Below are 12,724 nucleotides of genomic sequence, written 5' to 3' on the forward strand. Positions count from 1 at the left end.
CGGCCAGCCGCCCCCTTGGCGGGCACGCCTCAAGCGGTCGGCAGGCAGTCGAAATCCTCGAACTCACCCGCGCCAGGCAACGCCACCAGCGCGTTGACCTGCGCGTCCGGCGGCCCGCGCCGCATCCAGTTGCAGAGGGCCTCCAGCCGATCCGGCGGCCCATAGGCCATTACCTCGACGGAGCCATCGTGCCGGTTGCGCACCCAGCCGTTGATACCGAGCGCCCGGCCTGGCCCGCGCAGGCCACGCGGTAGCCCACGCCCTGCACCCTCCCCTTGACCACGATGTGCCATGTCTCCATCTGGCTTCCCCTTTCCGCGCGCGAGCGCTGAAACATCCGTTGAAACGGTTACGACACGCATAACAGGTAAACTAGACCGCCATGCAAAGCGTTACCAGTAAGAGCAGGCCGATGCAGGTAACGTCCGCAGCACAACTACGCGCGAGGCGCGCCCTGTCGACAAGCCGAAAATCCTGTTCGTAACCTGAGCCAGCGCAGCGCAAGGCGCCGCGCCCTGGCTGGCATCACCGATCCGATCCATCCTGGCCCCGGACCGCCCGGCCCCACCCGGCCCATGCGGCAATCGCAGCCAACGTTTCCACTGCCAAGATAATGCAGCAAGCCGAACACGACCAGGCCAGCTCGGTCACATCCCGTGGCTACGCCAGCCAGCTGCTGACTGCGCCGCCGAACCGCTTCGACCTGGCGCTGCTGCCCATCATCCTGGCGGTGATCGTGCTGGTGGCCTTTGCCGCCCGCCAGATGAACGTGCCCTACCAGCCCGGCGAGCCGCTGGATGTGCATCTGGACATCGCCTACCTGCCCTACTACCTCATGCGCACCAGCATCCGCATGATGGTCGCGCTGGGCGCCTCGCTGCTGTTTTCCTTCGCCTTCGCGGCGCTTGCCTCGAAGAACCGCACCGCCGAAAAAGTGATGGTACCGGCGCTGGACATCCTGCAGTCGATCCCGGTGCTGGGCTTCCTGTCGATCACGGTGACCGGCTTTATCGCGCTGTTCCCCGGGAGCCTGGTCGGGGTGGAATGCGCCGCCATCTTCGCCATCTTCACCTCGCAGGCCTGGAACATGGCGTTCAGCCTGTACCAGTCGATCCGCACCATTCCGACCGACCTGGTGGAGGCGGCAGCCATGTTCCGGCTCTCCCCGTGGCAGAAGTTCTGGCGCCTCGAAGTGCCGTTCGCCATGCCGGGCCTGCTGTGGAACATGATGATGTCGATGTCCGGCGGCTGGTTCTTCGTGGTGGCATCGGAAGCCATCTCGGTATCGGGCAACGACATCCGGCTGCCGGGCATCGGCTCTTATATCTCGCTGGCGATCCAGCAGCAGAACCTGGCGGCGATCGGCTGGGCCATCCTGGCCATGCTGATCGGCATCATCCTCTATGACCAGTTGCTGTTCCGGCCGTTGATTGCCTGGGCCGACCGCTTCCGCTTCGAGATCATGGCGCAGGAGACCGAGCCGCAATCGTGGCTGCTCAACCTGCTGCGCCGCTCGGAATGGGTCCGCGTGCTGCTGAGCCGTACGGCGGCGCTGGCCGAGCGCACGCTGGCCTGGGGATCCGGGCGCAAGGCGGTGGCGCCGAAGGCCAACGATGGCCGGCGCGCAATGTGGATCGAGCGCGCTGGCAACGTGGTCATCATTGTGATTGCCATGCTGGCCCTGTATCGCGTGATGCACTTCGTGCGCACCGAGGTGGGTTGGGCGGAGGTCGGCCATGTGCTGTGGCTGGGCACGCTGACCATGGTGCGGGTGATCGTGCTGATCGCGCTGGCCGCGGTGATCTGGGTACCCATCGGCATCCGTATCGGCCTGAACCCCAGCGTGGCGCGTATCGCCCAGCCGGTGGCGCAGTTCCTGGCGGCCTTCCCGGCCAACCTGATGTTCCCGCTGGTGGTGATGCTGATCGTGCGCTTCGGGCTGAACCCGGAGGTCTGGCTCAGCCCGCTGATGATTTTCGGCACGCAGTGGTACATCCTGTTCAACGTGATCGCCGGTGCTTCCGGCATCCCCACCGAACTCAAGCTGGCCGCACGCAACTTTGGCCTGCGCGGCTGGCTGCTGTGGAAGCGCTTCCTGATCCCCGCGGTGTTTCCCAGCCTGCTGACCGGCCTGGTGACCGCGGCCGGCGGCTCGTGGAATGCGAGTATCGTGTCCGAGTACGTCACCTGGGGCGACCGCACGCTGATCGCCACGGGCCTTGGCAGCTATATTGCGGAGATGACCTCCAAGGGCGACTTCCCCCGCATTGCACTAGGCATCGGCGTGATGGCGGTGTTCGTGGTGGGCTTCAACCGCCTGCTGTGGAACCGCCTCTACCTGCTGGCGCAGGAACGCACGCGTCTTTGAGCCGCCGTACGCCGCCATACGCCGCCATACGTCGTAATACGCCGCCAAACGCCACCCATTTGAAGCCCTGAATCTGAACGGAATTCCATCATGGCAAGCCCCCCCGCAGACGCAACCGAATCCGTAGTAGAGCTGCACGGCGTCTCGAAGATCTTCCGCACGGCGGACCGCTCGGACCGCGCCGTGCTCGAAGGCGTGGACCTGACCCTCAAGCGCGGCGAGATCGTCGCCATGCTGGGCAAGTCCGGCTCCGGCAAGTCCACCCTGCTGCGCATCATGGCCGGGCTGGTCGGCGCCGATCGCGGCGAGGTGCGCTTTCGCGGCCAGCCGCTGCGCGGCACCGCCGAAGGCATCGCCATGGTGTTCCAGTCGTTCGCGCTGTTTCCCTGGCTCACGGTGCAGCAAAACGTGGAGCTCGGGCTGGAAGCCCAAGGCGTGCACAAGGAAGAACGCGCGCGCCGGGCCGAGGCGGCGATCGACATGATCGGGCTGTCGGGCTTCAATAGCGCGCTGCCGCGCGAGCTCTCCGGCGGCATGCGCCAGCGCGTGGGCATTGCCCGCGCATTGGTGACCGAGCCCGACCTGCTGCTGATGGACGAGGCCTTCTCCGCGCTCGACGTGCTGACCGGCGAGACCCTGCGCGACGAAATGCTCGACCTGTGGGAAGACGGCCGCACCAACATCAAGTGCATCCTGATCGTCTCGCACAATATCGAAGAGGCGGTGATGATGGCCGATCGCATCGTGATCCTGTCGAGCGATCCGGGCCGTATCCGCGCCGAGGTGAAGATCCCGTTCCCACGCCCGCGCAACCGCGACTCTTCCCAGGTACGCGGGCTGATCGACGAGGTCTACACACTGATGACCTCGCCCGCCGCGATGGGCCCGCGCGTCACCGCGCTGGCGGCCGCGCGCGATATCGGCTACCGCCTGCCGGATGCCGACATCAGCCAGATGGAGGCCATTCTCGACCTGCTGTGCGAAGCACCCTTTTTCGGCAGGGCCGACCTGCCGCACCTGGCCGAGGAAGCCGGGCTCACCGACGATGACCTGCTCCCGGCCTGCGAAGCGCTGCACCTGCTGCAATTGGCCACCATCGAGCGCGGCGACATCAGCGCCACCGGCCTGGGCCGCGCGTACTACGAGACGGAACCGCCCGAGCGCAAGGTGCTGTTCGGCAAGCAATTGCTGCAACACGTGGCACTGGCCGCGCATATCCGCCGTGAGCTGGAGCAGTCCGAGGACGGTGAGATCCGCGAGGAACACGTGCTGCGCGAGCTCGAAGCCTTCCTCAAGCCGGACGAAGCCGAGCGTGTGCTGACGCTGGGAATCGAATGGGGCCGCTATGGCGAGGTGTACGAATACAGCTACAACAGCGGCATGCTGACGCTGCCCCGCGAGGAGCAGCCGGCGCCAGGCACGGGCACGCAGTCCTGATTGGCGCGGCCCGGGAGCCTGGTTCCCCAGGCTCCTGGCAGGTTCCTAGCGCTCTCGCATGGCCCGGCCGATCGCGCCGGTACGCAGGGCGATCTTGGCAGTGTCCTCGCGCAGCGCGCGCAAGCGGCGCACGATGGCATTGGCGGTGCGCCCCGTGGAGCTCGCCGTGCTGGCGGTGCCGCCGGCCTCGCTGGCAGCCCGGGTCAGCTCGCCCGAGGCCGCGGCCTGCACCAGCACATCGGCGCGGCGCCGGTCGGCCGAGTCGGCCAGGCGGGCGCGACGCTCGCTGGCGTCTTCGGCTGCGGCAGGCGCGGCGAGCGCATCCGTGGCGATGGCAGCATCGGCGGCGCGCACGGCCTGGATATCGGACACCACGGCGGCATCGGCGCCATCGGCTACACCAACGGCGAGCGCCGCCCTGGCTTCAACACGATCGTTCACCTGGCCTGCCGTCTCCATGGCTTTCGCCGGCGCCTTCCCCTTCGCCGGGTCCGTCACCGCGCGAATGAAACCCGCCCCCCGCCCACCAGCGCGATCATCCTCGGCCAGCCGTTCGCTGGCCAGTTGCAGGCTGTTGGCGGCGGCATCGGTGGCCTGGCGGATGGCGGCTTCGGCGGCCGGCAGGTCCAGCTCGCCGTAATGCTCGCGCACCTGGATGCGCGCGGCGGCCACATGCGCGGCCACCAGGTAGTTCTGCACGATGAAGCGGTTCAGGTTGTCCACCGCGCGTTGCCGGCTCTTGGGCTCGTCGAGCATGCGCTGGAACGACCCGATCAGCGCGGACAGACTGTCCATGAACTGCTTGCGCTGCACCCGGTAGGCAAAATCGTCCTTGGCCACGCGCAACAGCAGGTCGCGCGTGGCGGCAATATAGCGGCGGTTGGCCTGCAGCACGTTTTCCACCAGCGCGGGCAGCGCGCGATATTCCCAGCTGGGCAGCACAAAGCTGAACACCGTGGCGATCACGCCGCCGATCACGGTATCGATCAGCCGCTCGCCCGCTACCGTGGCGCTGCCCGGCACCAGCAGGTTGATCTGGATCAGCACCTGCACGCAGGCGGCGACAGCCGTGTAGCGGTACTTGATCGTGGAGAACGCCGTGCTGGCCACCAGCGCCAGGAACAGCACGCCCAGCAGGATCAGCGGCTGGTGCACGACCTTGAGCACGCCCACCGCGATCACGCAGCCGATCAGCGTGCCGATCAGGCGGTCGTTGTAGCGCTGCTTGGTCATGCTGAAATTGGGTTTCAGGATGACGATGATGGTCAGCAGGATCCAGTAGCTGTGCGACACATACGGCAGGTGCTCCGCAATCCAGAGCCCCGCGCCCACCGCCATGGTGATGCGCAGCGCAAAGCGGAACGCCGGCGACTTCCAGTTCAGGTTCTCGCGCAGCACCTTGAGCTCGTAGCGCTGGCGCGTCAGGAACGGCGTCATGTCTGGCCCGGGCAGCACCTTGCTGGGCTCCACCGGTGTGCGCGATGCCTCGTGCAGCTGCTCCACCAGCACGATGGCGCCCTTGATCATGTCGAGCGTTTCCACCGCCGCCGTCATCGCCGCCGGGTTGATATGGTGGTACCGCAATTGCGCGATCTCTTGCCCGACGGCGCGCAGCTCCTCCCGGTAATCCACGGAAGCGTAGGAAGGCCGGCCGCGGGTGATGTCGTAAGCGATCCCCTCCACGTCCTCGCACATCAACTGCACCAGCCGGCGCAGGTGGTCGAGTACCGGCGTGCTGCCAAAGGTCTGGCGCAGCAGCGGGTAATCGGTATTGGTGGAGAGGATGTACTCGTACAGGTCCAGCATGCGCATGTGGACCTGCACCAGCAGCCCGTCATGCGTATTGCGGTTGCCGCGCAGCACCAGGTCACGCGCGGCCTGCTGGCGCTCCGCCACCACGATCTGCTGGCGCACCAGCTGGTTGAACAGCACCTCGTAGTCATTGCCGGCATCGTAGAAGCCCGCCTTGATCTCGAGGTACCCGGCCATCTCATACAGCGACTCGGCCAGCACCTGCTGCTTGGTGCGCCGCTGCGTGGCCCAGCTCACCGCCATGGCGTACGCCGTATAGGCCACCGCGCCGATGCCGAACAGCAGGGAATGCTCGAGCGCTCGCCGCACCACGAAATCCTCGTTGATGGTGAGCGTCATGACGAACAAGGCCGAGAACTGCAATGGCAAGGTCTTGTTGCCATACACCGTCATCATGCCGGCCAGGAAGGTCACCAGCACCAGCACCAGCGGCATCACACGCGGAAACGGCGTGGCCATGGCCACCAGCAAGGTCACCGCCGTGCACAGCAGCACGCTGGCCAGCATCTCGTTGAACTTGTGGTTGAACGGGCTGGGCAGGTCCATCAGGCTGGTGCACAGCGCGCCCATCGACACCACCATGGCCGTGGGCAGGTCCGCGAACTGCAGGGCGATCAGCGTGGCGCCGACCACCCCGGTCGCGGAACGCAACCCGCGATACACGTAATGCGAATAAACGAAGGTGCGGGCGTCGTGCGCGTATTGCATGTGGTGGCGATCGGCGGCGTTGGGGGCTGATCGGCCTACCGGCCCAGCCAGCGTGCACGCATGGCCTGGCGGCCGCCTTCGGCCGTCACGGTGTACTGCATCGCCGGCTCGCGCGCGAAGGTCAGCGGCAGCACATGCAGCTCATCGCGGCGGAACACATGACACTCGGCGCTATCGCCGTCGCGGTAGCGCGCCAGCAGCTTGTCGAGCTGGCCAGGGGCTACACGCAGCCCATCCACCGCGGCCAGCAGGTCGCCCGCCGAGATCCCGGCGAGCGTGGCGTTGCGCTCCGGCTTGGTCGTCACCGCCTTGATGCCGAAGGGCTTGAGGAGCGCGGCGAGCTGCAGCTCGCCGGTGCCTTCGGTGAGCGAGCGCAGCAGCGCGCCCAGGCGCAGGCCGCTGACCTCGTCGAACAAGGCGTGCACCTGCGCTTCGGTCACACCGCGCTGCTGCGCACCCGGCGCGTAGAAGCCGCTGCCGTAGCGCTGCCACAGCGCGCGCATGATGTCGTCGAGAGAGCGGCGGTTGCGGGTCTTCGCGCGGATGGTGAGATCCAGCGCCAGGGCAACGAGCGAGCCCTTGGTGTAGTAGCTGACGATGGCGTTGGGCGCGTTTTCGTCCTGGCGATAGTATTTAGTCCAGGCATCGAACGAGCTAGCGGCCACGCTCTGCTTGGTGCGGCCGTTGCCGCGCAGCACACCGTTCCAGGTCTTGGCCAGCAATTCCACGTACTGCTTTTCGGTGATGCGGCCGCTGCGCACCAGCATCAGGTCATCGTAATAGCTGGTGAAACCCTCGAACAGCCACAGCAGCGGCGTGTAGGTTTCCTCGCGCAGCCGGTACGGCACGAACGCCGCGGGCTTGATCCGCTTGACGTTCCAGGTATGGAAATACTCGTGGCTGCACAGGCCGAGGAAGGTGCGGTAGCCCTCGGTGGCTTCTTCCTTGCCGCGCGCCGGCAGGTCAGCGCGCGCGCACATCAGCGCGGTGCTGGCGCGATGCTCCAGGCCGCCGTAGCCGTCGGTCGTGACCATGGTCATGAACACGTAGCGGCGGTTGCTGTCGAGGAAAGGCGCGGCCTCGGTCTTGGGTTCGAACAGCCGGATCTGCGCTTCGCAGATCTGCTTCAGGTCGCGGCAGACGCGCTCGAGATCGAGCTGCGGCACGCGGCCCGTGAACACCACGTCATGCTGGGCACCGCAGGCACGGAAGCTGCCCATGGTGAAGTTGCCCATTTCGACCGGGTGATCGACCAGCTCGTCGTAGTCGGCAACCTGATAGCGGCCAAAGCCGTAGCGCTTGGCGCCACCACGGCCCGGCGCCTCGCGCATGGCGGTCGCGACACGCCAGCCAGCGTAGGCCTCGCCGGCGGGTGCATGGATGTCGATTGTGCAGGGCTGGTTCTCCTGCCCATCGGCACAGAGGAACACTGAGCTGCCATTGAAGAAGCCGTGGGTGGCGTCGAGGTGCGCGGCGCGCACCGACAGGTCCCAGGCGTAGACCTCATAGCTAAGCGTAAGCGGGCCGTCGACCGGGGCCGCCTGCCAGCTCTGCTTGTCCAGCTTGGTCAGCGCCACCGGCTTGCCGCTGGCCTGCGCGCGAATGCGCACGATATTGCGTGCGAAGTCACGGATCATGTAGCTGCCGGGAATCCACGCCGGCAGGTAGAACTGCTGGCCGGCGGGATGGGGGGCGTCTACCGTGACGGTGACGGCGAACAGGTGCGCTTCCGGTTGAAGCGGGGCAATGGCGTAATGGATCGGCTTCATGAGCGTGATTGTAGCGCCATGGCCGCCCCGGACTCCGCGCCGGCTCAGGCGTTGACGTTCACCACCACGCGGCCGCGCATGCCACCGTCGACGATCCTGCGCCCAGCCTCGATCGCCTCCGACAAGCCGATCTCGCGGGTGATCGCGCGCAGGCGATCCGGCTCCAGGTCCTGCGACAGCCGCTGCCAGGCCTGCTCGCGCAAGGCCATCGGGGCCATCACGCTATCGATGCCGTAGAGCGTGATGCCACGCAGGATAAAGGGCGCCACCGAAGCCGGGAAATCCAGCCCTTGCGCCAGCCCGCACGCAGTTACCGCGCCGCCGTAGCGCACCTGCGCGCAGGCATTGACCAGCGTGTGCGAGCCGACCGAATCCACCACTGCGGCCCAGCGCTCCTTCTGCATCGGCTTGTTCGGCTTGCCCAGCTCCGCGCGGTCGATCACCTCCGCCGCGCCCAAGGCCTTGAGGAAATCGGCCTCGGCCGTCTTGCCGGTGGACGCCACCACGCGATAGCCGAGCTTGCCCAGCACCGCGATGGCCACCGAGCCCACGCCGCCCGAGGCGCCGGTCACCAGCACCTCGCCATCGCCCGGCTTGACGCCGGCACGCTCGAGCGCCAGCACCGACAGCATCGCCGTATAGCCGGCGGTGCCGATCGCCATGGCTTGCTGCGTGGTAAACGCAGCGGGCAGCGCCACCAGCCAGTCGCCCTTGAGGCGGGCGCGCTGCGCCAGGCAACCCCAGTGCGTCTCGCCCACGCCATAGCCGTTGAGCACGACCTTGTCGCCGGCCTTCCAGCGCGCATGCGTGGATTCCAGCACCGTGCCGGCCCCGTCGATGCCCGCCACCATCGGCCACTTGCGCACCACCGGCGAGCGGCCGGTGATGGCCAGCCCGTCCTTGAAATTGATGGTGGAGTAGTCGACCGCCACCAGCACATCGCCCTCAGCGGGCAGGCTCGATTCGTCGAGCGCGGTAACGGCGGCCTGGGTGGCGCCGTCGGCCTGGGTCAGCAGCAATGCCTGGAACGTCATGGAGTCTCCTTCCGGTTCTTGATCTCTAACCAAAGACGACCGGACGGCTCCGGCACGTCGCGCCGGGAAGGCCGCCGGCGCGATGTGCTTACTTCTTGAGGCCGGCGAGCTTGCGCTCGAGCGTGGCGGCGTCGGCAGCGCCGGGAATGCGGGTGCCGTCCATGAAGAACACGGCCGGGGTGCCGGTGATGTTCAGGCTCTGGCCTAGCGCCAGGTTGTCATCCACAGGGGTCTTGCAGCTGCCGTTGCCGGTCAGCGCGACGTGGCTGATCATCCAGTCGCGCCAGGCCTTGGTGCGATCGGCCGCGCACCACACCTGCTTGGCCTTCACCGACGAATCCGGCGACAGTACCGGGTACAGGAAGGTGTAGACCGTGATGTTGTCCATCTGCTGGAACGTCTGCTCGATGCGCTTGCAGTAACCGCAGTTGGGGTCGGAGAACACCGCCACCTGACGGCTGCCATCGCCCTTGCTCCACTTGATCGCGCGCGCCAGCGGCAGGTCCGACCACTTGATGCGGTTGAGATCGGCCAGCCGCTCCTCGGTCAGGTTGGCGCCGGTCTTGGAGTCGACCATCTCGCCGTTGATGATGTAGCGGCCGGTGGCGTCGGTGTAGACCACCTGGCCGCCGATATTGACCTCGAACAGGCCGGGCACCGGGGTCTTGGCCACGCTCTTCACTTCGGCGCGTCCGCCCAGCATCTTTTGCATCGATTCCTTGATGCGGTCGGTGCCGGGCTCGCCCGCCGCCATGGCGTGCAGCGCGAAGCCGGCAGCCGCAATGCCGCCGACGATGGTGGCGGACAGGGCGGGACGGCGGCGCAGGAATTGCAACATGATGACTCCAGTAATTCGATGATTCGGTTCGCCCGAGCGAGCTCGGCATTCAGTGTTCAAGGGCTGGGCGCTCAGCCCAGCGCGCGGCCGATAAGAAAACGCTTAAGCAACGACTGCCCGCCCACGACCCGCATGCCGGTATTACGCACTGTGCGCGCCACACCGCCGGGCAAGGAAAACAGCCGGTGCAGGCCATCGGTAGCGGCGGTCAGCGACAACAGATCGGTGGCGCGCGCCCGCTCGTAGCGTCGCAGCAGGCGCAGGTCGCCCTCTGCGCGGAAAGACTCTTTGTCGGCCATCACGCGGCCAAGTTCCGCCACGTCGCGCAAACCCAGGTTCATGCCCTGCCCCGCCAGCGGGTGCACCACGTGCGCGGCGTCGCCCACCAGCGCCACATGCGGCTGCACAAACTGATCGGCGCGCTGCAGCACCAGGGGGAAGCCCTGCGCGGGCGTGACGCAGCGCAGCGCGCCAAACTGGCGCCCCACGGCACCGCTGGCAGCCTGCATCACGGTATCGGCCAACGCCTCGGGCGACAGCGCCAGCAGCTCACTCGCATGGGCATCGTCGGCCGACCACACCATCGACACGCGCCGGCCCGGCAACGGCAGCAGCGCCAGGATCTCGCCGTTGGCCGGCTCCTCGTCCGCCATCAGCTTGGGCGGCGTGCCCAGGAACCACTGCCAGGCCGTGTCCTGGTGCGGCAGCTCGCATTCGAAATTAGCCACGACGCCAAGCTGGCGATAGTGCCGCTTGGTGACAGGAATATGGCATTGCTCGCGCACCCACGAGCGCGCGCCGTCGGCGCCCACCACGCAAGCCGCGCGCACCTTGTCGCCACCGGCAAGGGTCAGCGTCACGCCATCGTGGTCGCGCGCGAACGCCGCCGCGGTATCGTCATGCCAGTGCACCTGGTGCTGGAAGCGCAGCGCGGTATCGAGCACACGCTCCACATGGCCGGATTCGATGATCCACGCCAGCTGCGCAACGGTGGCCGCGTAGGCCGAGAAATGAAGATCACCGGCGGCCGAGGCATCCGCCTGCGCCGCGCTGGCATCGCCAAACACGCGCATGTCGCACACCGGCTGCATCCGATGCGGCTGTCCCACTGGCCAGGCTCCGGCGCGGCCGCGGGGGCAGGCGATCGCGGCGCGATCAGCGCCACCTGCATGCCCTGCTGGGCCAGCAACAATGCACAAGCCTTGCCGACGATACCGCCGCCAACCACGGCAACCTGGAAACGGGAGGGAGATGGACGAGTCATGTGTGGATTATAGCCACCCCTGCACGATGGCTTTGGTGCGCCCCCGCGCGCTTGAAGCGGCGCCCCGGCGCCTGCGGCAAAGGGCCGCGCGCGCTCGCGGAGTACAAATTCAGCAGGCGGGAGGCGCGGCCAGCCGGTTCAGCGCAACGTCCGGCGAGGTTACAATAGCCATCTTTCCGATGGCACCCCAGCACAAAACCGGTGAGCAACGCCCCGCTTTGGCTGACTTGTCTCGTGCTGAACTCTCCCCTCTGCGTCCCCATCGCTGCGCCATTCCAGTGCGCCGGGACGCACCCAGGGTGAACCGCAACCCATTGATTCTTAAAGGTTTACCATGAGCCTCAAATGCGGCATCGTCGGCCTGCCCAACGTCGGCAAGTCCACGCTGTTCAACGCCCTGACCAAGGCCGGCATCGCCGCCGAGAACTATCCGTTCTGCACCATCGAGCCCAATGTGGGTGTGGTGGAAGTGCCGGATACGAGGCTCGCCAAGCTGGCTGAGGTCGTCAAGCCCGAGCGCATCCTGCCGGCCGTGGTCGAATTCGTCGACATCGCCGGCCTGGTGGCGGGCGCGTCCAAGGGTGAAGGCCTGGGCAACCAGTTCCTGGCCAACATCCGCGAAACCGACGCCATCACCCACGTGGTGCGCTGCTTCGAGGACGACAACGTGATCCACGTCGCCGGCAAGGTCGATCCGCTGTCCGACATCGAGGTGATCAACACCGAACTGGCGCTGGCCGACCTCTCCACCGTCGAGAAGGCCCACGCCCGCTACATCAAGCCCGCGCGCGCCGGCGACAAGGAAGCGCTGCGCCTGGTGGCCGTGCTGGACAAGGCCCAGGCCGTGCTCAACGAAGCCAAGGCCGTGCGCACGCTCGACCTGTCCGACGAAGAATGGGCCGCCATCAAGCCGCTCTGCCTGATCACCGCCAAGCCCACCATGTACGTGGCCAACGTGCGTGAAGACGGCTTCGAGAACAACCCCCACCTGGACGCCGTGCGCGCCCACGCCGCCAAGACCAAGTCGCCGGTCGTGGCCGTCTGCGCCGCCATCGAAGCCGAAATCGCCGACCTCGACGACGAAGACAAGGCCGTGTTCCTGGCCGACCTCGGCATGGAAGAACCCGGCCTGGACCGCGTGATCCGTGCCGGCTTCACCCTGCTCGGCCTGCAGACCTACTTCACCGCCGGCGTGAAGGAAGTCCGCGCCTGGACCATCCACGTGGGCGACACCGCCCCGCAAGCGGCCGGCGTGATCCACACCGACTTCGAACGCGGCTTCATCCGCGCCCAGACCATCGCCTATGAGGATTTCATCACCTACAAGGGTGAGCAAGGCGCGAAGGAAGCCGGGAAGATGCGCGCGGAAGGCAAGGAATATGTGGTGAAGGATGGCGACGTGATGAACTTCTTGTTCAACGTCTAAGCCGTACGCAGGGGTTCACGAGACCCCAGCCGACTTCACGATTGCCCCGGAGCCCGCTTCCCAGCGGG

Annotated in this window: 7 protein-coding genes and 2 pseudogenes; 3 read left to right on the forward strand and 6 right to left on the reverse strand. The window is 66.9% G+C overall.

Annotation, left to right across the window (positions count from 1 at the left end; translation table 11 throughout):
* Window positions 1-29 precede the first annotated feature (29 nt).
* Window positions 30-301: pseudogene (locus OR16_RS30890) on the reverse strand (acylphosphatase).
* Between the two features lie 312 nt (window positions 302-613).
* Here OR16_RS30890 and OR16_RS30895 point away from each other — a divergent pair.
* Window positions 614-2,368 carry an ABC transporter permease gene (locus OR16_RS30895; RefSeq protein ID WP_006162594.1) on the forward strand — a complete coding sequence of 585 codons (1,755 nt, stop codon included), beginning with the start codon at window positions 614-616 and terminating at the stop codon, window positions 2,366-2,368.
* 90 nt (window positions 2,369-2,458) lie between these two features.
* Complete coding sequence (locus OR16_RS30900) at window positions 2,459-3,805, forward strand: nitrate/sulfonate/bicarbonate ABC transporter ATP-binding protein (protein ID WP_006162595.1); 1,347 nt, start codon at window positions 2,459-2,461, stop codon at window positions 3,803-3,805.
* Between the two features lie 45 nt (window positions 3,806-3,850).
* On the opposite strand, the gene OR16_RS30905 is transcribed toward OR16_RS30900, so the two are convergent.
* From OR16_RS30905 to OR16_RS30925, 5 genes and pseudogenes are all read right to left on the reverse strand, one after another.
* Window positions 3,851-6,325, reverse strand: a complete 2,475-nt coding sequence (locus tag OR16_RS30905; protein WP_006162596.1) for an FUSC family protein — start codon at window positions 6,323-6,325, stop codon at window positions 3,851-3,853.
* Between the two features lie 35 nt (window positions 6,326-6,360).
* Window positions 6,361-8,094 (reverse strand): M61 family metallopeptidase, encoded by a 1,734-nt coding sequence (locus OR16_RS30910; RefSeq protein WP_006162597.1) that lies wholly within the window; start codon window positions 8,092-8,094, stop codon window positions 6,361-6,363.
* A 44-nt stretch (window positions 8,095-8,138) separates the two neighbouring features.
* Window positions 8,139-9,128 carry an MDR family oxidoreductase gene (locus tag OR16_RS30915; protein WP_006162598.1) on the reverse strand — a complete coding sequence of 330 codons (990 nt, stop codon included), beginning with the start codon at window positions 9,126-9,128 and terminating at the stop codon, window positions 8,139-8,141.
* A gap of 88 nt (window positions 9,129-9,216) precedes the next feature.
* Window positions 9,217-9,966, reverse strand: a complete 750-nt coding sequence (locus OR16_RS30920) for a DsbC family protein (RefSeq protein ID WP_006162599.1) — start codon at window positions 9,964-9,966, stop codon at window positions 9,217-9,219.
* 71 nt (window positions 9,967-10,037) lie between these two features.
* Window positions 10,038-11,230, reverse strand: a pseudogene (locus tag OR16_RS30925) (UbiH/UbiF family hydroxylase).
* 334 nt (window positions 11,231-11,564) lie between these two features.
* Between OR16_RS30925 and ychF the strand changes: the two are divergent.
* Window positions 11,565-12,656, forward strand: coding sequence for a redox-regulated ATPase YchF (gene ychF / locus OR16_RS30930; RefSeq protein WP_006162601.1), 1,092 nt, complete (start codon window positions 11,565-11,567; stop codon window positions 12,654-12,656).
* Window positions 12,657-12,724 lie beyond the last annotated feature (68 nt).

Origin of the sequence: Cupriavidus basilensis OR16, assembly GCF_000243095.1 — a bacterium.
Classification (GTDB): domain Bacteria; phylum Pseudomonadota; class Gammaproteobacteria; order Burkholderiales; family Burkholderiaceae; genus Cupriavidus; species Cupriavidus basilensis_D.